This is a genomic window from Polaribacter vadi, from assembly GCF_018861005.1.
In the GTDB taxonomy this organism is placed as follows: Bacteria; Bacteroidota; Bacteroidia; order Flavobacteriales; family Flavobacteriaceae; genus Polaribacter; species Polaribacter vadi_A.
In genome coordinates, this window is sequence record NZ_JAHKQL010000031.1 from 257,515 (window position 1) to 279,994 (window position 22,480).

The following is a 22,480-nucleotide window of genomic DNA, read 5'->3' on the forward strand; positions in this document are numbered from 1 at the left end:
TTAGAAGGATAAAACAATAAGTAATATTCACAAATTCGCTGGATAATAAATCATAAATTTAAAATATTAAGAATGAAAATATTAGGATTTGATATTGGAGGATCAGGAATAAAAGCAGCAATTGTAGATACTAAAACAGGAGAATTAATTTCTGAAAGACATAGAATAGATACACCAAAACCTGCTACTCCAGAGGCTGTTGCAAAGGTTGTTAAAGAAATGGTAGAACATTTTAATTGGAAAAAAGGTGTAGGTTGTAGTTTTCCTACCACAATTGTAGATGGGCAATGTATTCATTCTGGTAATTTAAGCGAAAAATGGTTAAATGTTAAAGTAGATAAACTTTTTAAAAAAGCTACTAAACTTCCTTTTTATGTAAGTAATGATGCTGATTTAGCAGGGTTAGCAGAGGTGAGTTTAGGAGCTGGTAAAGACCAAAAAGGTGTTACAATTGTAATTACAATTGGTACAGGTATTGGCTCTGGTTTGTTTTATAACGGAACTTTAATTCCTAATTTAGAATTAGGTAAAATGCTACATACTAATGGAAAAATCATTGAATTTTACACTGCAGATTCTATCAGAAAAAAAGAAGATTTAACGCTAAAACAATGGGCTTTACGTTTTGATGAATTACTAAATTATGTTAGAATTGTTTATTCGCCAAGTTTAATAATTTTAGGAGGTGGAATTAGTAAAAAATACGACCAGTTTAAAGAATATTTAGAAACTGATGTTAAAATAAAAGTTGCTGAATTTAGAAACAATGCAGGTATTATTGGTGCTGCAATGCATGCGCATAAAAATCTAAAAGATTAATGCAACCCACTACTCTATTTTATGTACTTATTTCGATAATTATCATCAGTTTTATTATTGATAAAATTTTAGATGCCTTAAATGCTAAACATTTTGATGATAAAATACCAGAAAAATTAGCTGATGTTTATGATGATGACGAATATAAAAAATCGCAAGCCTACAAAAAAGAAAACGAAAGATTCTCTAACTTAACATCATCATTTTCAATAATTTTAACTTTAGTATTCTTTTTTGCTGATGGTTTTAAATTAGTAGATGATTTTGCAAGAAGTTATACAAATCATCCAATTTTGGTGGCTTTAATTTTCTTCGGCATAATAATGTTAGGTTCAGATATTTTAACAACACCTTTTTCGTATTACAAAACATTTGTAATCGAAGAAAAATTCGGATTTAACAAATCAACCAAAAAAACATTTTGGTTAGATAAAATCAAAGGTTGGTTAATGTCTTCGATAATTGGAGGAGGAATTTTAGCACTCATCATTTGGTTTTATCAATTTTCAGGAGAAAATTTCTGGATTTACGCCTGGGTTTTAGTAGCCGTTTTTTCTTTGTTTATGAATATGTTTTATGCAAAATTGATTGTTCCTTTATTTAACAAACAAACTCCTTTAGAAGATGGAGAATTAAAATCAGCCATAGAAAAATACGCAGCAAAAGTTGGTTTTACACTTAATAATATCTTTGTAATTGATGGTTCTAAAAGATCTACAAAAGCAAACGCTTATTTTTCTGGTTTTGGTGCACAAAAAAGAATAACACTTTTTGATACCTTAATTAATGATTTAGAAACTGATGAAATTGTGGCTGTATTAGCACACGAAGTTGGGCATTACAAAAAAAAACATATCATTTTCAATTTAGTTTCTTCTATCCTACTAACAGGATTCACTTTATTTATTTTATCTCTTTTTATAAATTCATCTGTTTTATCAGAAGCATTAGGTGTTTCAATTCCTAGTTTTCATATTGGTTTAATTGCTTTCGGAATTTTATATTCGCCAATATCAGAAATTACAGGTTTATTCATGAATTATATGTCGCGTAAATTCGAATATCAAGCAGATAATTATGCTAAAGAAACTTTTGCTGGCTTACCATTAATTACATCTCTTAAAAAATTATCAAAAAATAGTTTGAGTAATTTAACGCCTCATCCTGCTTATGTTTTTATGCATTATTCACATCCAACTTTGTTGCAAAGAATTATAAATTTAGAAAAGTAATTCTTTGGCTGTTAAAATTAATTTGCTAACTTCACTTAAGTTTTAAACTAAGCCTTTAATTGAGTTTATGGAGTATAACGCAACACCAGAAGAAGAAAATAAGGAAATAGCAAATCGTTACAAAGATTTGCTAAAAGGTACTTATGAGGTGTTATCTAAAGAAGATAAGGAACTCATAAGAAAAGCCTTTGAAATTGCAGTAGATGCACATTCTAGTCAGCGAAGAAAAACAGGAGAACCTTATATTTTCCATCCAATTGCAGTAGCAAAAATTGTTGCTATGGAAATTGGTTTGGGTGCAACTTCTATTGCAGCAGCTTTATTGCATGATGTTGTAGAAGACACAGATTATACCTTAAATGATATGGAGCAGTTGTTTGGAGAAACAATTGCAAGAATTGTAAACGGACTCACAAAAATTTCTCGTTTAAATAAAGAACAAGACGCTTCTATACAAGCAGAAAATTTTAGAAAAATGCTCTTAACATTACATGATGATGTTAGAGTTATTTTGATAAAAATTGCAGACAGATTGCATAATATGCAAACTATGGACGCAATGCCAGCTCATAAACAAGTAAAAATTGCATCAGAAACTATTTACATCTATGCTCCTTTAGCACACAGATTAGGTTTATATAATATTAAACAAGAATTAGAAGATTTAGGCTTAAAATATACTGAACCAGAAGTTTACAATAGTATAATAACAAAAATAAAAGAAAGTAAAGAAGAACAACAAGGTTACTTAAATCGTTTTGCTGAAACATTAGAAAATGGATTAGATAAAGAAAACTTTACCTATGAAATAAAAGGTAGATTTAAATCTATTTTTTCTATCCGTAGAAAAATGCACAAGCAAAATGTTACTTTTGATGAAGTTTTTGATAAATATGCAATTAGAATTGTATTTAAACCTATTTCTGAGGATGAAAAACACGATGCTTGGAAAATCTATTCTATTGTTACTGATAATTTTAGACCAAACCCTGCACGATTACGAGATTGGATTTCGCAACCAAAAACTACAGGTTATGAAGCCTTACATATAACAGTTATTGGTCCTAATGCAAAATGGGTAGAAGTTCAAATTCGTTCTGAAAGAATGAACGAAATTGCAGAAAAAGGTTATGCTGCACATTTTAAATACAAACAAAACCTAAAAAACGAAAGTGGTTTAGAAAGTTGGCTAAATAAATTAAAAGAAACTTTAGAAAACCATAACTTAAATGCAGTTGATTTTGTAGAAGATTTTAAACTAAATTTATATGCAAAAGAAATTTATGTTTTTACACCTAAAGGTGATTTAAAATCCCTACCAAAAGATGCTTCTGCTTTAGATTTTGCATTTTCTATACATACAGATATTGGTTTAAAATGTAGAGGAGCAAAAGTAAATGGAAAATTAGTACCATTAAGCCATATTTTAAAAAGTGGAGATCAGATAGAAGTAATAACTAGTTCTACAAACAAACCTAATGCAAGATGGTTAGATTTTGTAATAACTGCCAGAGCAAAAACAAAAATTAGAGCTGCATTAAAAGATGAAGAAAAAGGAATTGCAGAAGAAGGTAAAGCTATTTTAACCAGAAAACTACGTCATTTAAAAATACCTTTTAACGATAAAACTATTAATGAATTAGTTGTTTATTTTAAATTAAGAACAAGTTTCGATTTGTTTTATAGAATTGGTAATGGTGCTTTAGACAACACACAATTAAAAGCATTTGTAAACCAAAGAAATAGTACAATTTTAAATTTCTTTAAAACAAAATTAAGAAGAGTTCCAAATACTCACGAAGAAATAAAAGAGAATTTAGACGAAGTTACTAACAAATACGATGCATTAGTTTTTGGTAAAGAAGAAGAGAAATTAGATTACACTTTGTCTAAATGTTGCAGCCCAATTCCTGGTGATCAAGTTTTTGGTTTTTTAACAATTAATGATGGTATAAAGGTTCATAAAAAAAACTGTCCCAATGCAATTTCTCTACAATCTAATTATGCATATAGAATTATGCTAGCAAAATGGATAGACTCTACTAAACAAGATTTTAAAGCAGTTTTACAAATGAGTGGTGTAGATCATTCAGGTATTGTTAACAGCGTAACTCGAATTATAACAAATAGTAATGGAGTTAATTTACAGAGAATAAACATCTCTGGAGATGAAGGTATTTTTGATGGAAAAATATCATTAAGCGTTAAAAATAGTTCGCAATTAAACAACTTAATTAAGCGCATTTTAAAAGTAGAAGGCGTTAAAAAAGTAGAACGTGTTAATAGAATGTAAATATCATTCTTAGAAAAGTGTATTTTAATTAAGAAATAACTGTAAATTTGTTTTTTTGTAAAAGTTAATATAATGAGTAATTCTCTTGAAAATCAAGACGTAGTTAAAAAAGTTTTTACCACCTATTTACAAGAGCATAAGCACAGAAAAACTCCTGAACGCTATGCTATACTTCAAGAAATATATGATGCTGAAGAGCATTTTGATATAGAATCTTTATATATCAAAATGAAAAATAAAAACTATAGAGTTAGTAGAGCAACATTATATAACACAATAGATTTGTTGTTAGATTGTGGTTTGGTGCGTAAACACCAATTTGATGGGCAATCTATGGCTCGTTATGAAAAAAGTTATTTTGATAAGAACCATGATCACGTAATTTTTACTGACACAGGTGATGTTAAAGAGTTTTGTGACCCAAGAATTCAAATTATCAAAAAAACGATCGAAGAAATTTTTGAGATTGATATTCATAATCATTCCCTTTATTTTTACGGAACAAAAAAGAAATAAACAGTTTTCAACACACAAATAAAAGATTAAAAATTACACAACTAAATAATTACACAAAAATATAATGGCTGTAGATTTATTACTAGGATTGCAATGGGGAGATGAAGGAAAAGGTAAAATTGTAGATGTTTTAACCACAAACTACGACATCATTGCTCGTTTTCAAGGAGGTCCAAATGCTGGGCATACTTTAATTTTTGATGGTTATAAACACGTTTTACACACAATTCCTTCTGGTATTTTTCATAAAACTGCCTTAAACGTTGTAGGTAATGGAGTAGTTATAGACCCTGTTATCTTTAAAAAAGAACTAGAAAATTTAGACAAACATAATATAGATTATACTTCTAAATTATTAATTTCTAGAAAAGCACATTTAATTTTACCTACGCATAGATTATTAGATGCAGCTTCAGAAACATCTAAAGGTAAAGCAAAAATAGGTTCTACTTTAAAAGGAATTGGCCCAACTTATATGGACAAAACTGGTAGAAATGGAATGCGTGTTGGCGATTTAGAATTAGAAAACTGGAAAGAAAAATACGATGCTTTAACAGAAAAGCACATTAAAATGTTAGAATTCTTTGATGTTCAAATAGAATATAATTTAGAAGAATTAGAAGCAGAGTTTTGTAGAGGAATTGATAAATTAAAAACTTTAGAATTTATTGATAGTGAAGCCTTTTTAAACCAAGCTATAAAAGACAAAAAAACAATCTTAGCAGAAGGTGCTCAAGGATCTTTATTAGATATCGATTTTGGTACTTACCCATTTGTAACATCATCTAACACAACTGCAGCAGGTGCTTGTACAGGTTTAGGTGTTGCTCCAAATAGAATTGGCGATGTTTTTGGTATTTTTAAAGCATACACTACAAGAGTTGGTTCTGGCCCCTTTCCTACAGAATTGTTTGATGAAGATGGAGCAACAATGGCTAAAGTTGGTCATGAATTTGGTGCAACAACTGGTAGACCAAGAAGATGTGGTTGGTTAGATTTAGTAGCTTTAAAATATGCAGTAGATGTAAATGGAGTTACTCAATTAATGATGATGAAAGGAGATGTACTTTCTGGTTTCGATACTTTAAAAGTATGTACTTCTTACAACTATAAAGGCGAAGAAATTACGCATTTACCATACAATATAGAACCAGAAAATGTTTCTGTAAATTATACTGAATTTAAAGGTTGGGAAGATGATTTAACTAAAATGACTTCTGCTGATGAATTACCACAGAACTTAATGGACTATATTTCTTTTATTGAAAAAGAAACAGGTGTACCAGTAAAAATTGTTTCTGTTGGACCTGATAGAAAACAAACTATTAACAGATAGTTTAATCAAATCATAAAATAAAAAAAGCATCTTTAATTTCTTAAAGATGCTTTTTTGTTTCGTTAAATTATAAATTTATTTTAATTTATTAATTTCTTCACCAATTAAAATTAATTTAGATTCTTCAAATTTTAGTGCATTATATAAAACTTCTTTCTGACTGATAAAAGATTCTTTACGCTCTAAAAGAACCTCATTATAATACTGAATTCCTTTGTCTAAATTATTTTTAAACTTAACTAAATAACGAAGTTGCTTTTTATCAAAAGATAATTTTAAATCATTCAATTTTTCTTGTAAATTAGATGTATAAAGAGATAATTCTTTGATAAATACATTAGGTCTATCAATTCTAGAAACCATATTTTTTCTTCCATAAATATGATCTGTAATTCCACCTAAACTCATTATTTTATTAAAATAAGCCATATTAGGACCTGGACATACAGAAACCCCATCTCCTGTTTTATTAGTATCCAATTTATTTAATATTAAAGTAGAAGTACCTAAACCAACACATATACAAGATTTCTCTACAATTTTATCAAATTCTTTCTTTTTATCATCAGCATTTAAATCCAAACTATCTAATTGTTTTAATTTTAAATGTTGATATTCTCTTGATGCAACACACAATCCAGAATCTTTAAACTCTTTATTCAATTGAATAAATTTATTTGGGCAAGATGTACCTGGTCTGTTTTTTTCAATAAGAGCTTGTTTCTGTATATCTTTAGTATTACCTCTAAGTGTATTAAAAGGCACTCCTAAAGGAGAAGTATTGCTTAAATACAAATCCTTTTCTTTAGCATTTGCTAGTTTTTCTATTGTTTTATTGTCTACACTTGTAGCTTCTGGCACTAATAAAAAAGGACTTCCCCAACCAATAGAATCTAAATTATATTCTTCTAATAAAAAAGAATGTTCTTCCTCATTACCTACACCTCCTTGTGCAGTGATTTTTAAATCCAAATTAGTTATTGGTAACACTTTGTTAGCTTCTTTTAAAGCCGCTAACAATAAAGTTTTGGTTTGTTCAACTAAAGTATTTTTATTCTCTTTAAACTCATTTAAAACAGGGCCAATTAAAAAACCATCTGTGGCAAAAGCATGACCACCACAATTTAAACCAGATTCTATTCTGTATTCTGATACCCACAAACCTTTTTTTGCTAAAAATTTACCTTGTATAAATGCAGATCTAAAATCACTAACTTTTAGAATAATTTTCTTTTTAATATATCCTTTTTCATCAGGAAAAAAATCGTTAAACTTACTGATATAAGTATATAATTTAGGATTCATTCCTGCAGAAAGTACTAATGAAGATGCCAATTTACTTTCAGCAAAACCACGCAAAGCAGCATGAGCATCATTATATTCTACAGGTAACATTTCTTTATTTAGGTAGTTCTCTTTATCAACTTTTGTCATGATGTTTACATCAATACTCCCCTTTTTTAAATTTTTATTAGCCCATTCTTTTAATTTGTTAAAATCAACACCATCTTCAGTAAGTTTAAAAAAATCTTTTTTAACTGTAGAATATTCTGGTAACATATTGATGTAAGTTCTTAAAGCTGAACTTTTTTCTGAAGTTATATTTTTTAACTGATTAAATTTTTGCTCAGTTTGCTCATGTAATAAGTTTAAATAAGATGTAATTCTTTTTGCTCTAAAATCATCAACTTTATCCGATATTTCTTGATAAGGAATCTGAAACTTTTCGCTATAAAGTTTACGCATTTTTTCTACTAAAATATCATCAACCAAAGAAATTACAGAGTCAATACCATATTGCGCTACTTTTAAGGGTGAATCTATTGTAAAACCTATTCCCATAACAGGTATGTGAAATGAATGTACGTTTTTCATTTTTTAATTTAATTGTTTAATTAATTTGCAATATATTTCTATTATACACTGTAAAAGATGACTATTATCATAAGAAAATGAAAAATTGGAGTTCATAAAAGGCTTACTTATTAAAATTTAACTTTTACTTTTCTTTAGTAATCAACTATATTCTTTTCATTATTTTTGTGGCAAAACAAATCATTTGAAAAAAATATTTTTTTTATACCTTATCTTTTCTTCTTTAACTTCTATTTCTCAAGAAAAAATTGATGGAAAAGAAAAACCAAAAAGAAAAATTCAATACAAGGCTGAAATTCAAGAAGCTGACGAAGAAAAATACCCTGGAGCTACAGTACTTATAGGTAATGTAGAAATGAATCACGAAGGTATAGATTTAACTTGTCAGCAAGCATTATACTACAGAAAACAGAATTTTTTTAAAGCTATAGGTAATGTATTTATAAAACAAGGAGATACCATTACACAAACTAGTGATTATGCTGATTATGATGCTAATTCTAAACAAGCACTTTCTTGGGGAAATGTAGTGTTAACAGACCCTACAATGACTTTAACTACGGATACTTTACAGTTTGACAGAATAAATCAGAAGTTGTATTACCAAAGTTATGGTACTATTAAAGACGAAACAAATACACTAAAAAGTAAAAATGGAAATTACTATTTAGAAAACAAAAAATTTACTGCCACAACTAGAGTAACAGTTGTAAACCCAGAACATAATTTAGAATCGAACCATTTAGATTATTATACCAATTCTGGTGTAGCTTATTTATATGGACCATCAACCATAACAAATATTCAAAACGAAAATAAATTATATTCAGAAAAAGGTTTTTACAATACTAAAACAGATATTTCTCATTTTACAAAAAATGCAAAACTCTTTTTAAAAGAAAGAACTGTAGAAGGCGATAGTTTGTATTATGATAAAAAAAGAGGCTTTGCTTCTGCAACCAATAATATTCAAGTAATAGACACTGTTCAGAATTTTATTTCTAGAGGACATTATGCTGAATTATTTGAGAAAAAAGATTCACTTTACATTATAAAAAGAGCAGTAGCCATTTCAATTATAGAAAAAGATTCTATGTTTATACATGGAGATACTTTATTAATAACAGGTAAACCAGAAAAGCGAATTGTAAGAACATATCATAATGTAAAAATCTTTAAATCTGATTTACAAGGCAAATGCGATTCTATACATACAAATCAAGTAACTGGTTATACAAAAATGTATAGAAGCCCAGTAATCTGGTCTGAAAAAAATCAAATTACTGGAGACAGTATTTACTTACAATCTAACCTAGAAACTAAAAAATTAGATTCTTTAAAAGTGTTTAACAATGCCTTTATTATTTCTAAAGATTCTTTAGCAGAAGATATTTTTAACCAAATAAAAGGTAGAAATATGTATGGTAAATTTTTAGACGGTAAGCTAAAAACTTTATTAGTAAAAGGGAATGCAGAGTCTGTTTATTATAATAGAAATGAAGAAACTCAAGTTTTAGAAACTATTACAAAAGAAATTTCTAGTAATATTGATTTTATGTTTGAAGATAGTGAAGTTGTATCTATTAAATACCTTAAAGAATCTGATGGAAAAACATATCCGCCATCAAAATTACCAGAAGACATAAAAAAATTAAAAGGTTTTATTTGGAGAGAAGATGAGCAACCCAAAACTAAAAATGATATCTTTATTATAGATAAAAACACACCTAAAAGAGATCCTCTAGGAAAAAAATCTAAAGAAAAATCGAAAGCTATTTTAAAAGATAAAAAGGATAAGAAAAAAAGAAAATCTCCAAATGCATTAAAACAGCAATAAAATGAAAGAAGATTTTTTTAAATATCAAGCACAAACCTCTCCTCACCCACTTGCAATAGAAATTTCTCACGCAAATGGATCATATATTTACGATACTACTAATAAAAAATATTTGGATTTTGTTGCTGGAGTTTCTGCAAATAGTTTGGGTCATAATCATCCAAAAGTATCAGAAGCAATTAAAAATCAGGTTGATACTTACACACACGTAATGGTTTATGGAGAGTTTATTCAAAAACCACAAGTGGGTTTATGTAAACTTTTAGCATCTACTTTACCTAATGAATTACAATCAGTTTATATTACAAACTCAGGTACAGAAGCTACAGAAGGAGCTTTAAAATTAGCAAAAAGAGTTACAAATAGAGCAGAAATTATTGCAGCAAAAAAATCTTATCATGGTAATACTCAAGGATCAATGAGTGTTTCTGGAGTAGAAAAACAAAATGCTGCTTTTAGACCCTTAATACCTGGTATTAAATTTATTGAGTTTAATAATTCTATAGAATTAAATAAAATATCAGAAAAAACTGCAGCCGTAATTTTAGAAACCATTCAAGGTGGAGCTGGTTTTATAGAACCAAAAAATGATTATTTATTAAAAGTTAAACAACGTTGTAAAGAAGTTGGAGCATTATTAATTTTAGATGAAATACAAACTGGAATTGGAAGAACTGGAAAGTTTTGGGGTTTTGAAAATTATAACATAATTCCAGATATTATAATAACTGGTAAAGGTTTAGGTGGTGGAATGCCAATTGGTGCTTTTATTGCTTCTTATGAGCATATGAACTTACTTAAGGACAATCCAAAATTAGGTCATATTTCTACGTTTGCTGGGCATCCTGTAATTGCAGCTGCTGCAAATGCTACTGTTACTGAAATTTTAGATAAAAATTTAATATCAGAAAGTAAAAGAAAAGAAAATATCATCAGAAAAAAACTACAACATTCTGCTATTAAGGAAATTAGAGGTAAAGGTTTAATGTTGGCTGCAATTGTAGAAACTCCGGAATTAGCTTCTAAAATTATTTTTAAATGTTTAGAAAAAGGCTTAATTCTTTTCTTTCTTTTGTTTGAAGGAAAAGCAATTAGAATTACACCTCCTTTAACAATTTCTGATGAAGAACTTGACGCTGGTTGCAATATTTTTTTAGAAGCTATAGAAGAAGTTCTTTAAAAACAAAATTATACTTTTTAATACACCAAACCTTATTTTTACAAATATGGAATCTATAAAACAGACAACAAAAAAATTACAGAAAGCTACAGCACAAGCTATACAACAATTTACAATGATTGCTGAAGGAGATAAAATAATGGTGTGTTTATCTGGTGGTAAAGACAGTTATACTTTGTTAGATATGTTATTATATTTTCAGAAAGTTGCACCTATTTCTTTTGATATAATCGCAGTAAATCTAGATCAAAAACAACCCAATTTTCCAGAAGAAGTATTACCTAATTATCTAACCAATTTACAAGTAGATTACAAAATTATTGAAAAAAATACTTATAAAATTGTGATGGATAAAACTCCAGAAGGCAAAACTACATGTAGCTTATGTTCTCGTTTACGAAGAGGAACTTTATATGAGGCCGCAAAAGATTTAGGTTGTAATAAATTGGCTTTAGGTCATCATAGAAATGATATTTTAGAAACCTTTTTCTTAAACTTCTTTTTTGCAGGTAAAATGGAAACAATGCCACCAAAATTTAAAAATGATGCTGGTGATTTAATCGTTTTAAGACCTTTAGCTTTTTGTAAAGAAAGTGATATAGAAACATACTCAAATCATCAAAATTTTCCTATAATACCTTGTAATTTATGTGGCTCTCAAGAAAATTTACAGCGTAAAAAAGTTAAACAAATGATTACAGATTGGGAGTCTGAATTCCCTAACAGAAATGCAATTATGATGAATGCCTTGCAAAATGTTTTCCCTTCGCATTTGTTAGACCAGAATTTGTATGATTTTGATAATTTAGAGAGTAAAGTTTCTGAAAAATTTTCTATTATTGATTAATTTACTTCTAAAAAGTTTAAATGAATTCGTTAAAAAAGGTATTAAATTGGTTAAAATCGAACAAAAAAGATTCAAGAAGATTAGTTAAAAATGAGGTTTTTGAAATTAAATATAATACTGAATTAACTACGGATGTTTTAGTTCCAAATATTCAAAATAAAAGTTTTAAAATCTCTAAATGGTTTGTAAATGTTGGAGATTTAATCAAAGAAGGGCAAATAATTTGTGAATTAGAAAACAATTCTATGTCTATAGAATTTGAAAGTTTAACAACAGGAAAACTTGTTTACATTACAAAACCTAAAAACAAATTACAGCCTAATGACTTGATTTGCAAGATTGAAGAATTACAATAAAATTAACATAGAGTTTAAATATAAACTCTTAAATTAGCAAAATACTCTAGATTTTTAGAGTAAAAAAGTTCTATTATTAACTTATTCCCCCAAATATGCTTCTAAAAGATTTCAAAAAACTAGGAAATTACTATAAAGTAAATAATAACAATGTCTTTGTTATTGATTTAGGAAATCATAAAAATACTGTAGTTATAATTAGTGGTTATCCTTTAATTTCTTACGATTTTCATAAAATTATCCTTCAATTATCAGAATTTTACAGAGTTGTTATTCACGATCATTTTGGTTTTGGCCTCACAGAGCTGCCTAATTCTTATTGCTATTCAATTATAGATCAAGCAGATGTTTGCATAAAAATTTGGAAAAAATTAAATTTAAAAGAATTTCAAATCATTGCATCTAATTATGGTGATAAAGTTGCAAAAGAAATTTTATATAGAAGCAATGTAAACCTACTACCCTTTAAAATAACAGGAATAACAATATCTAATAGTAGTAACAAAGATTACTTTGTAAAGCTAAAAACAATCAGCAAATTAATTAATAATAGCAAAATTTCTAAATACAAAGAAGTACTTAGAAATTATTCAACTAAAAATTTCTTTAATAATAAACTACTTGAACAAAAAGAAAATGAAAAAATAGAACGCATTTGGCAGAAGTTTAATGAGATGGAAGGCCAAAAAGAAACTTTAGTTTTAAGCAGTTTTAATGAAGAAAACTTTTTGTATTGGCACAGATGGGTTAAAGCTTTGAAAGACTCAAAAATACCGATAAAAATATTTTGGAGAAAAGATGATATAGCAAACATAAAAGACTTACTACTAAATTTAGCAACTACTCAACCTAAAAATGTAGAAATTATTGAAAATAAAAAGTGTTTAGTAATTGAAAACAATCCTCTTAGATGGTTGCTGATGATATTGAAAGAAATAGATTTAAGAAATTATAATTCTTTGAAAACACTGTATATTAACTATTAATTAATTTTTAAAATGATTAATTTAAAAGAGTGGGAAGAGAAACACAAATCTATTATTTTAAGTAACGAAAAATTATCTTTTATAGATACCGAAATTAAAAAAAATACACTTCTAATTATTCATGGTTTTGGATCTAGTTCTTTTGAATTTTATAAAATAATTTCTGATTTAGAAAAACATTACAGAATAGTTATTGTAGATTTAATTGGCTTTGGGTTATCTTCTAAACCAAAGAATTATTACAATTCTATTCTAGATCATGCACAAAATATTTTAGAATTAATTAAATATCTAAACATTACAACTTTTTCGGTTTTATCTCATGGTTTTGGTACATCTATTTTTTGTGAACTATTAAATATCGTAGAATCTTACGCATTAAAAATAAAAATTGAAGAGATCTTTTTACTGAATGGTAGCTTAACAGTTGAAGCTACCAAGAATAAAACTGCTCAAGATATTATTGAGAATGAAATAACAAATAAGTTTATAAAAATTACGATTTCTTATGAGTTCTTTAAAAAATATTATAAAGAATCTTTAGGTAAAGATGATGCTATTTCTGATGAAGATTTTAAAATTTTATGGCTATTGCAAAATAAAAATAATGGTGGTAAAGTTATAAGTTTTATTGATTATAGCATTAAAGAAAGAAAACTTTACAGCGAAAAATGGATTAATATTCTAAAATTACATCATAATAATATTCATATTATTTGGGGAAATAATGATGTTTTAAGCCCTGTTTTATCTGCACAAAAGCTTCAAAAATATTTAAATGTAAATAAAATTAATTTTATTGAAGATTGTGGGCATTTTCCGATGTTAGAAAAACCAAAACAACTCTCCGAATTTATTTTAAGTTTAAAAAAATAATTAAAAAGAGAATTTGTAATTTTTAAACTCTGATAATTCGAAAATCTAAAAATAAGCAAACAAGTCTAGCCCTGATTGTAGCATTTGTTTGAGCTCTTTTTATTCTTTTTCAGAATAAAAAAGCGAGTGCGTAAAGCAGGAAATAGCTTCTAAAAAAATACTCGATAAATCTAAATGACTAAAATTTTGGTTTGTTAACTTGCTTTGGTTTACTCTTCTTCTTCTGAATTGCTTTTTCTTGGCTTAAACTTACGAGTACCTTCGTACAATTCGTACTTTACAAACTTACAATCTAAATCTCCATTTTTTAAGGCAATTCGTTTAGATGTTCTTAACCCAACAGATTTTAAAGCATCTGTATCTGAAGTAATTAACCAAGCTGTAGAACCTGGATAATTGTGCTTTAGAGTATCACCTATTTTTTTATAAAACTCGTGTGTGTCTATGTTTAAACGTTCTCCATAAGGTGGATTGAACAAAATTGTTGTGTTACCAAAAACTTCTTTTGTTGAGTTAAAAAAGTTTACATGATGTACGCCAATAAACTCATCTAAATTTGCATTTTCTACATTGGCTTTTGCTTTTTGTACGGCAGATGGTGCTTTATCAAAACCCATTATTTTAAAATGAGAAGAACGAATTTTCTTTAACAATGAATCTTGAATAGTAAAATATAAATCTTCATCATAATCTTTCCAATGCTCAAAAGCAAAAAGTTTTCTGTTGATGTTGGCAGGAATATTATTGGCAATCATTGCAGCCTCTATTAAAATTGTACCTGAACCACACATTGGATCTATAAAATTTTCATCGCCAGTGTAACCTGATAACAAAATCATACCTGCAGCTAAAACTTCGTTTATAGGTGCAATGTTTGTTGCAGTTCTATAACCTCTTTTATGCAAAGAATCTCCAGAAGAATCTAAAGAAACTGTTAACCAATCTTTTTGAATATGAATGTGTACTTTAACATCTGGGTATTTTAAATCTACATTTGGCCTTTTATGATATTTGTGTCTAAAATAATCTGCAATTGCATCTTTAGATTTTAAAGAAATATAATGCGAGTTGCTTGTAAAATTCTTAGAATTTACAACTGCACCTATAGCAAAAGTACCATCAGCATCTAAATAATTTTCCCATTTTATTTTCTGAATAGCTTCGTATAAATCTTCTTCATCATAAACTTTACACGTTTTTATGGGTTTTAAAATTCTTACAGCAGTTCTTAAAGCAATATTTGCTTTGTACATAAAACCTTTATCACCTCTAAAAGAAACGCTTCTTACTGCTTCTTTAACATCTTGCGCTCCTAATTTCTTCAGTTCATCTGCCAAAACACCTTCTAAACCAAAAAGTGTTGTTGCTGTCATTTTAAAATCTCTATTCATACTGCAAAGTTAAATATTTAAAGTGGGATGTTTAAGGTTTGAAGTTGGAAGTTTAGAGAATATCTATTGTTATTAATTAGCTCTAATAAGTTATCAAAAAAGATTATATAAAAGACAACTCCTTACTCAATATTAAAAACTTGATACTTATATTTTAACATTTCGTTTTATGACTAGTAAGATTTAGTTACTTTTGCAGACTTAACAAAAAGATGAAACAAAAAGATTGGTTTACAGATTGGTTTAACACACCTTATTATTTTATTTTATACAAAAATAGAAATGATAAGGATGCACAGTTATTTATGAAAAATATAACTGAATTTTTAGCTTTGCCAAAATCGACTCATATTCTTGATTTACCTTGTGGTAAAGGACGACATTCTGTTTATTTAAATTCTTTAGGATATAAAGTTACTGGTGGTGATTTGGCTGCCAATAGTATAAAAATTGCTAAAGAATTTGAAAATGAATCATTAAATTTTAAGGTGCATGATATGCGTGAACCTTTTAATAATAAATATGATTCAGTTTTTAATTTGTTTACCAGTTTTGGTTATTTTGAAGATGATAATGAAGATCTTTTAATTTTACAAAATATTAAAAACGGAATTAAAAACAACGGTTATTTTGTTTTTGATTTTTTAAATGCAGATTTAGTAAAAGCTACTTTAGTACCTAAAGAAACTAAGGTTGTAGATGATATTACTTTTCATATAACAAGAGAAATTAAAGATGGTTTTATTTTAAAGAACATCTCTTTTTTTGCTGATAATGCCCAACATTCTTACACTGAAAGAGTAAAATATTTAGATGTAAATAAAATGAAAACCTATTTTGAAAAAGTAGGTTTTACCATTACAAATATTTTTGGAGATTATCATTTAAATGATTTTAATAGCCAAACTTCTAATAGGTTAATTTTAGTTGCCAAGTGAATTACATCTTATTAATTTTATCTGTTTTTGTTGGTTCTTCATTAATATTGATTAAAAAGCCAAGTAAATTAGTTGTTAGATTATTATTAGCATTTAGTGGTGCTTATTTATTATCAGTAACCATTTTACACCTATTACCTGAGGTGTATAAAAACAATACTGATGTAAAAATAGTTGGTATTTTTATTTTAATTGGTATTATTTTACAATCTGTTTTAGAGTCTTTTTCTAAAGGTGCAGAACATGGACATATTCATATTCATTCTGATAGCAAAGAATTCCCAACATTATTATTTGTTAGCTTGTGTTTACATGCTTTTTCTGAAGGGTTACCTATACATCATTCAGGAGACAATTTATTGTGGGCAATTGTTGTGCATAAAATTCCGATAGCAATTGTATTAACTACATTTTTAATCAACACAAAATATTCTAAAAAAATAGTTTTTTCTTTTCTTTTTTTCTTTGGATTAATGAGTCCTTTAGGAGTTTTATTAGGTGATAAAATTCATTTTTTTACAGAATATCAAACAGAAATAACAGCTTTAATAATAGGAGTTTTCTTACATATTTCTACCATCATTCTTTTTGAAAGTACCGAAAATCATAAATTTAACTTACAAAAGTTTATTGCCATTCTTTTAGGGATAATTCTGACTATAATTACTTTGTAGCTTTTTAAATATTATTTAGTAGCCTAAAAATACCTAGCTATAGGTATGCTGATTGATAAACTAAATGTTTAAATTTATGCGAAATTAAATTACTGAAAAATGAAATTATTAAAAATTCTATTTCTAACGCTTTTGTTTTGTTCATGTACTGTAAGCAAACAGAATAGTAATGACGAAGATCCTAAAAAACTTATTGAATATTTTAACACTAGTATTCATTCTAAAAAAAATCAAGTAGTTCATCTTGGTACAATTACAGACAAAACAAATAACGAAATTCCGCATGCATTATTAATTAAGTTTGATGCCAATAGAAATGGTATGTTTTCTAGCCAATTTACGTTAAAAGACATTGAATTTAATCTTGTTAACTTTACTACAAAAGACCCTAAATTAATTATAGAAAAAATAAGGTATTTTAAAGACGAGAAAAAATTTGAACTTGATGTAAAAATCGATGATAAAAAAAGTATGCTAGAAAATAGTCCTATAGATAAAAACTCTGATGATTATTTTTTAAATAACAAAGATTACAAAACTTTCTTTTCGGGTAATATTGTAATTAAAAAAGGAACTGTTTTGGATTTTCATATAAATTTTACAAATGAACTTGCTACAGATTTTGATAAAGAAACTCCAGAAATTGAATGCAAACTCAAGGTGAACTAATTAAAAAATATTTATTTTTAATATTTATCTTATTCATAAACGGTTACTCTTTCTCTCAAAAAAAAGAGGATGACAATCTGTATTATAAACAAGTCTATAACAATTTAAACTATTATAATTTTCTTAAAGCTTCAGATGCTTTATCAAAAATTAATAGTAAAGATTCAATTTATTTAGCTAATTATTATATTACAGATTTTTATCTTAAAGGCTTAAAAAATAAAATTTTAGACAATAAATTTTTAAAAACTACCAAAGATTTAAATCTAAAACTTAATTATACAGATTATCTAAATTATTCTACCAAAAACAACGATTCTATAATCTACAATAATTATTTAGAAGTTTTAAATGTTGCAAAACAACGGAAAGATACTCTACAAATAAATGAATCTTTAAGAAGAATATTATATTATTTTTTTAAAAGAAACAACTCGTTAAACTATAATAAAGTAGACAAATATTTAAGTGAATTTAAAGCATTAAAAAATTCTGATTGGGACAATTTTTGGTACGAATATTTAAACAACGGATTTGAAATTTCTAAAGCCTATTTTAACAAAACTGCATATCCTAAAGCCAAACATTTTAAAAATTGCTTAAGCTTTGCAGAAAAAACTCAAAATAAGTTTGCAAAAATAAAAGCAAATCAAATAATTGGAGCTACCTATACATTACCTGGTAATAAAAATAGTGATAGTGCTTTCTATTATTTTAATAAAAGTAAATTGTTGCTATTAAAAGAAAATAGCTTTTTTTTTAAGGAAATTCTAAGTCAGATTTATTTTAATTTTGGTAGAATTGAATATGATAAAAAGAATTTTGCAAAAGCTGTAAATCTTTTTAAAAAAGCAAAAGAAAATAAACAATATGCAAACCAAAGCAAACTAAAATACTACTTATATATCTCTAAAGGTTTTGAAGAAAACCAACAAAAAGATAGTGCTTTTTACTACTTAAAAATTCATAATAAATTAAAAGATAGTCTTAATTTATTAAATCAATCTATTGCTATATCAGATATTAAAGAAAAGTACAATACTTTAGAAAACGAAAAGCAAATTCTACAATTAGAAAAAGAAAATTTACAAATAGAATCTAAAAGAAAACAAAATTTTAATCTTTTAATAATTGCCTTATTAACTATAATTACTGGTAGTTTTATATATATTCTTTCTTATAAAAACTCGCAACGTAAACGAAAACTGGCAGAACAAGAAAAAGAATTAGAAACAATAAAAAACCTAACACTTTTAAAAGAACAAGAAATTACTACCATAAATGCTATGGTAGATGGTCAAGAAAAAGAACGCAAACGAATTGCAGAAGATTTACACGACAATTTAGGTTCTGTTTTAGCTACTTTAAAATTGCATTTCGAAAACTTAAAAATCAATAGAGAAAAAAAGAAAATTGATCAAAAAGAACTTTTTAATAAAACAGAAAATTTAATTGATGAAGCTTATTTAAAAGTTCGAAGAATTGCACACGCTAAAAACGCAGGTGTTATTGCAAACCAAGGTTTGTTATTAGCTATACAAATGATGGCTGAAAAAATTTCATCTGCAGATAAAATTCAAATTGAAGTTATACATTTTGGTCTAGACAAACGTTTAGAAAATACTTTAGAAATTACACTTTTTAGAATCATTCAAGAGTTGATAACCAATATAATAAAACATGCTGATGCAAAAAATGCAACTATAAATATTTCTTTGTATGATAAAAATCTGAACATAATTATTGAAGATGATGGAAAAGGTTTTGATATTAAAAAAGTGAATTTAAATAACGGAATGGGTATAAGTTCTATAAAAACGAGGGTAGAACATTTAAATGGTAATTTTAAAGTAGATTCCACTTTAGGAAAAGGAAGCTCTATTATTTTAGATATTCCTGTTTCTTAAATCTTTACCTAATATTTTTTGATTATATTTAGCTAACTTAGATATACCTAATTATATGTATGAAATTGCTACAAATATTTTTGATATTTGGAAAATAACTAACCAAATAAAACTTAAAGAATGGAAAATTTAGAAAATTACACAACTACTATTGATTTAACTGGAACTAGAGCAAAACAATTTGTTTTTGCAGGACAACTATATGGAACCTTTTTTGCAATTTTTGCAACTTTTAATTTAAATAAAGAAAAAAGTTCTGACACAAAAAAAATTATCGATTCAATTTTATTGGATATTATCAATTACAAAGGTTTGGTAAATATCGGAATTGTAGGCGCAAAATTAGATACAAGTACTAAATCTTATTCTTCTGTATTACCAAATTCGAATACCATTTCTATTAATTTACAAGCACTCTGTAATAATAAAAAAGATGTAAATGTAACCGGGGTTAAAGATTTGGACTTAACTAAAGGTTCTTGGTTAATCTTTGATAGAAAACTAACTAAAATCGATAGAACAATAAATCCAGATGTTTGGGATCAAGAATTTGATTACAGAGATGGAATTTTTGAGAAAAAAAATATAAAGCGATATGATGATGAAGCTAGAAATTTATACATACAGCAAACTTTATCTTCTCAACAAATAATTGAGTCTAAAACCTCTGGAGGATTAATTGATAAAGGTGAAAATATGATAGATGATGTAAACGGATTAATAGGAAAAGACGAAAACTTAGGTCAAATCAATTCAACAAAAGGTGTAACACAAATTTGTGTTGTAGGTCAATCTAAAATTCTATTTTAATTTGTGATAAGAATAAATATTCTCATCTTTTTATTCAGCATATCTTTATTTTCTCAAAAAAAGAATTTAGACAACACATCTTTACTAAATTCTTTTTTTGATGAAATAGAACAATTAAATATTTCGTCTGCAGCAGGTAAAATGTTTTTTATAAAAGATAGCATTTTACAAAAAAAAGTATCAATCTATTTCGATTTAAAAAAAAATAATGGTTTTAAATTTCATTCTTCCGTAGATTATATTAACAATATAAAACTAGATCGTAGAAAAAAAGATATTTATTATTTATTAGATCTACTCATTATAACAGAAAACGAACGCGTTTATAATAAAAATAGAATTAAAGCATTTGATATTGCCCAAAAAGGATATCATTTATCAGAAGAATTAAACTATAATTTTTTAAAAAGAATTTTCACTTTACAGATATTAAAAATTTATAAATCAGGAATAATTAATCCCGATGATAATGTCAATTTTTATATCGATGAACTTTTTTCGCTTAGTAAAAATAATAACATTTACTTGTTTAAATATTATTTATACAAGATTTACTTGAATGAAATGGGCGTTTTAAAAGGTGATGACAATACTAAAATTGAAACTGTAAATACAATTTCTAACAAACTAATTTTAAAATTAGACAGTTTATCAAATACATTTAATTCTTACAATAAATTAAGAATAGAATATTATCATATTAAAGGTTTAAAATCAATTCTGAAAATAGGTGGAAATTCTATCTATTGTTTTCAAAAGGAATTAGACCTCTTAGAAAAAGAATCTCATGTTTTTTACAACAAATACAAATACGAGTTATATAAAGAGATTGCAAGAAATTATACTATAAATCAACAATATGAATTAGCTGTTGCTAACATAGAAGAAAGTAAAAAATACGAAAGTAAAATTACTCCCTTAAGAAATGACTTTGTATATCATTTATATAAAAGTGATATGTATTATGGTTTAAATAATAAAGACTCAGCCTTTATAGCGTTAAAAAAAGCATTTCAAAACAGTTTCTTAATCAATTTTAAAAATCAAAATAATCTAATTTCTTCATTAGAAATTAAGAATAAAACAGTAGAAAAAGAGAAGCAAATTTTTGAACTAGATTCTAAAAGAAAACAAAATTTAAGCTTTTTAATTGTCACTCTTTCTTCACTTATTTTAATAAGTATTATTGCAGCCCTATCACTAAAAAACTCCAAAAGAAAAAGAAAACTAGCAGAAAAAGAAAAAGAACTAGAAACTATAAAAAACCTTACACTTTTAAAAGAGCAAGAAATTACTACCATAAATGCTATGGTAGATGGTCAAGAAAAAGAACGCAAACGAATTGCAGAAGATTTACACGACAATTTAGGTTCTGTTTTAGCTACTTTAAAATTACATTTCGAAAACTTAAAAATTAACAGAGAAAAAAAGAAAATAGATCAAAAAGAACTTTTTAATAAAACAGAAAATTTAATTGATGAAGCGTATTTAAAAGTACGCAGAATTGCACACGCTAAAAATGCAGGTGTAATTGCAAATCAAGGTTTATTGTTAGCCATTCAAATGATGGCTGAAAAAATTTCATCTGCAGATAAAATACAAATAGATGTTATACATTTTGGTCTAGACAAACGTTTAGAAAACACTTTAGAAATTACACTTTTTAGAATAATTCAAGAGTTGGTAACCAATATTATAAAACATGCTGATGCAAAAAATGCAACCATAAATATTTCTTTATATGATAAAAACCTAAATATAATTATAGAGGATGATGGAAAAGGTTTTGATATTAAAAAAGTGAATTTAAATAACGGAATGGGTATAAACTCTATAAAAACAAGAATAGAACATTTAAATGGTAGTTTTAAAGTAGATTCTACTTTAGGAAAAGGAAGTTCTATTATTTTAGATATTCCTATTTTATAAATCATTACT

19 protein-coding genes are annotated in these 22,480 nt (G+C 26.6%); 17 read left to right on the forward strand and 2 right to left on the reverse strand.

The window, feature by feature from the left end; genetic code table 11:
• Nucleotides 1–72 precede the first annotated feature (72 nt).
• The 5 genes from ppgK (at nt 73) to KO506_RS14080 (ending at nt 6,196) form a co-directional block, all read left to right on the forward strand.
• The gene (ppgK, locus tag KO506_RS14060; RefSeq protein ID WP_215995552.1) at nt 73–819 is read left to right on the forward strand and encodes a polyphosphate--glucose phosphotransferase; all 747 of its coding nucleotides are present in this window, start codon (nt 73–75) and stop codon (nt 817–819) included.
• Nucleotides 819–2,051 carry a M48 family metallopeptidase gene (locus KO506_RS14065; RefSeq protein ID WP_215995553.1) on the forward strand — a complete coding sequence of 411 codons (1,233 nt, stop codon included), beginning with the start codon at nt 819–821 and terminating at the stop codon, nt 2,049–2,051. The genes ppgK and KO506_RS14065 overlap by 1 nt, the downstream gene beginning before the upstream one ends.
• A 67-nt stretch (nt 2,052–2,118) precedes the next feature.
• Complete coding sequence (locus KO506_RS14070; RefSeq protein WP_215995554.1) at nt 2,119–4,344, forward strand: RelA/SpoT family protein; 2,226 nt, start codon at nt 2,119–2,121, stop codon at nt 4,342–4,344.
• A 72-nt stretch (nt 4,345–4,416) separates the two neighbouring features.
• Nucleotides 4,417–4,860 (forward strand): Fur family transcriptional regulator, encoded by a 444-nt coding sequence (locus KO506_RS14075; RefSeq protein WP_215995555.1) that lies wholly within the window; start codon nt 4,417–4,419, stop codon nt 4,858–4,860.
• 64 nt (nt 4,861–4,924) lie between these two features.
• Complete coding sequence (locus KO506_RS14080; RefSeq protein ID WP_215995556.1) at nt 4,925–6,196, forward strand: adenylosuccinate synthase; 1,272 nt, start codon at nt 4,925–4,927, stop codon at nt 6,194–6,196.
• 75 nt (nt 6,197–6,271) lie between these two features.
• Here the strand turns inward: KO506_RS14080 and KO506_RS14085 are convergent, their stop codons facing one another.
• On the reverse strand, nt 6,272–8,071 hold the full coding sequence (locus KO506_RS14085) for a hypothetical protein (RefSeq protein WP_215995557.1): 1,800 nt from the start codon (nt 8,069–8,071) through the stop codon (nt 6,272–6,274).
• 184 nt (nt 8,072–8,255) lie between these two features.
• Between KO506_RS14085 and KO506_RS14090 the strand changes: the two genes are divergently transcribed.
• From KO506_RS14090 to KO506_RS14115, 6 genes are all read left to right on the forward strand, one after another.
• Complete coding sequence (locus tag KO506_RS14090; RefSeq protein WP_215995558.1) at nt 8,256–9,908, forward strand: OstA-like protein; 1,653 nt, start codon at nt 8,256–8,258, stop codon at nt 9,906–9,908.
• A gap of 1 nt (nt 9,909) precedes the next feature.
• Complete coding sequence (locus KO506_RS14095; protein WP_215995559.1) at nt 9,910–11,088, forward strand: aspartate aminotransferase family protein; 1,179 nt, start codon at nt 9,910–9,912, stop codon at nt 11,086–11,088.
• Between the two features lie 46 nt (nt 11,089–11,134).
• The gene (gene ttcA / locus KO506_RS14100) at nt 11,135–11,935 is read left to right on the forward strand and encodes a tRNA 2-thiocytidine(32) synthetase TtcA (RefSeq protein WP_215995560.1); all 801 of its coding nucleotides are present in this window, start codon (nt 11,135–11,137) and stop codon (nt 11,933–11,935) included.
• A gap of 20 nt (nt 11,936–11,955) precedes the next feature.
• Nucleotides 11,956–12,291 (forward strand): biotin/lipoyl-containing protein, encoded by a 336-nt coding sequence (locus tag KO506_RS14105; protein WP_215995561.1) that lies wholly within the window; start codon nt 11,956–11,958, stop codon nt 12,289–12,291.
• Nucleotides 12,292–12,386: 95 nt separating this feature from the next.
• On the forward strand, nt 12,387–13,277 hold the full coding sequence (locus KO506_RS14110) for an alpha/beta hydrolase (protein ID WP_215995562.1): 891 nt from the start codon (nt 12,387–12,389) through the stop codon (nt 13,275–13,277).
• 12 nt (nt 13,278–13,289) lie between these two features.
• A complete protein-coding gene (locus tag KO506_RS14115) occupies nt 13,290–14,153 on the forward strand; it encodes an alpha/beta fold hydrolase (RefSeq protein ID WP_215995563.1) in 864 nt (287 codons plus the stop codon).
• Nucleotides 14,154–14,362: 209 nt separating this feature from the next.
• Here KO506_RS14115 and KO506_RS14120 read toward each other — a convergent pair whose 3' ends face one another.
• Complete coding sequence (locus KO506_RS14120) at nt 14,363–15,544, reverse strand: THUMP domain-containing class I SAM-dependent RNA methyltransferase (protein ID WP_215995564.1); 1,182 nt, start codon at nt 15,542–15,544, stop codon at nt 14,363–14,365.
• Nucleotides 15,545–15,756: 212 nt separating this feature from the next.
• Here KO506_RS14120 and KO506_RS14125 point away from each other — a divergent pair, with 212 nt between their 5' ends.
• The 6 genes from KO506_RS14125 (at nt 15,757) to KO506_RS17210 (ending at nt 22,471) form a co-directional block, all read left to right on the forward strand.
• Nucleotides 15,757–16,482, forward strand: coding sequence for a class I SAM-dependent methyltransferase (locus KO506_RS14125; protein ID WP_215995565.1), 726 nt, complete (start codon nt 15,757–15,759; stop codon nt 16,480–16,482).
• On the forward strand, nt 16,479–17,156 hold the full coding sequence (locus tag KO506_RS14130; protein ID WP_215995566.1) for a ZIP family metal transporter: 678 nt from the start codon (nt 16,479–16,481) through the stop codon (nt 17,154–17,156). Before KO506_RS14125 ends, KO506_RS14130 begins: the two co-directional genes overlap by 4 nt.
• A gap of 99 nt (nt 17,157–17,255) precedes the next feature.
• Nucleotides 17,256–17,825, forward strand: a complete 570-nt coding sequence (locus KO506_RS14135; protein WP_215995567.1) for a hypothetical protein — start codon at nt 17,256–17,258, stop codon at nt 17,823–17,825.
• The gene (locus KO506_RS14140) at nt 17,804–19,732 is read left to right on the forward strand and encodes a sensor histidine kinase (protein WP_215995568.1); all 1,929 of its coding nucleotides are present in this window, start codon (nt 17,804–17,806) and stop codon (nt 19,730–19,732) included. Before KO506_RS14135 ends, KO506_RS14140 begins: the two co-directional genes overlap by 22 nt.
• Nucleotides 19,733–19,852: 120 nt before the next feature.
• Entirely contained in the window at nt 19,853–20,542 is a 690-nt protein-coding gene (locus KO506_RS14145) for a hypothetical protein (protein WP_215995569.1), read from the forward strand.
• Nucleotides 20,543–20,545: 3 nt separating this feature from the next.
• On the forward strand, nt 20,546–22,471 hold the full coding sequence (locus KO506_RS17210) for a sensor histidine kinase (RefSeq protein ID WP_215995570.1): 1,926 nt from the start codon (nt 20,546–20,548) through the stop codon (nt 22,469–22,471).
• Nucleotides 22,472–22,480 lie beyond the last annotated feature (9 nt).

Excerpts from the sequence above, each read along its gene's own strand:
- ttcA (WP_215995560.1), top strand. The coding sequence starts at position 11,135 with ATGGAATCTATAAAACAGACAACAAAAAAATTACAGAAAGCTACAGCA.
- ppgK (WP_215995552.1), top strand. The coding sequence starts at position 73 with ATGAAAATATTAGGATTTGATATTGGAGGATCAGGAATAAAAGCAGCA.
- KO506_RS14070 (WP_215995554.1), top strand. The coding sequence starts at position 2,119 with ATGGAGTATAACGCAACACCAGAAGAAGAAAATAAGGAAATAGCAAAT.
- KO506_RS14135 (WP_215995567.1), top strand. The coding sequence starts at position 17,256 with ATGAAATTATTAAAAATTCTATTTCTAACGCTTTTGTTTTGTTCATGT.
- KO506_RS14140 (WP_215995568.1), top strand. The coding sequence starts at position 17,804 with ATGCAAACTCAAGGTGAACTAATTAAAAAATATTTATTTTTAATATTT.
- KO506_RS14125 (WP_215995565.1), top strand. The coding sequence starts at position 15,757 with ATGAAACAAAAAGATTGGTTTACAGATTGGTTTAACACACCTTATTAT.
- KO506_RS14115 (WP_215995563.1), top strand. The coding sequence starts at position 13,290 with ATGATTAATTTAAAAGAGTGGGAAGAGAAACACAAATCTATTATTTTA.
- KO506_RS14095 (WP_215995559.1), top strand. The coding sequence starts at position 9,910 with ATGAAAGAAGATTTTTTTAAATATCAAGCACAAACCTCTCCTCACCCA.
- KO506_RS14120 (WP_215995564.1), bottom strand. The coding sequence starts at position 15,544 with ATGAATAGAGATTTTAAAATGACAGCAACAACACTTTTTGGTTTAGAA.
- KO506_RS14080 (WP_215995556.1), top strand. The coding sequence starts at position 4,925 with ATGGCTGTAGATTTATTACTAGGATTGCAATGGGGAGATGAAGGAAAA.
- KO506_RS14075 (WP_215995555.1), top strand. The coding sequence starts at position 4,417 with ATGAGTAATTCTCTTGAAAATCAAGACGTAGTTAAAAAAGTTTTTACC.
- KO506_RS14085 (WP_215995557.1), bottom strand. The coding sequence starts at position 8,071 with ATGAAAAACGTACATTCATTTCACATACCTGTTATGGGAATAGGTTTT.
- KO506_RS14065 (WP_215995553.1), top strand. The coding sequence starts at position 819 with ATGCAACCCACTACTCTATTTTATGTACTTATTTCGATAATTATCATC.
- KO506_RS14110 (WP_215995562.1), top strand. The coding sequence starts at position 12,387 with ATGCTTCTAAAAGATTTCAAAAAACTAGGAAATTACTATAAAGTAAAT.
- KO506_RS14105 (WP_215995561.1), top strand. The coding sequence starts at position 11,956 with ATGAATTCGTTAAAAAAGGTATTAAATTGGTTAAAATCGAACAAAAAA.
- KO506_RS14145 (WP_215995569.1), top strand. The coding sequence starts at position 19,853 with ATGGAAAATTTAGAAAATTACACAACTACTATTGATTTAACTGGAACT.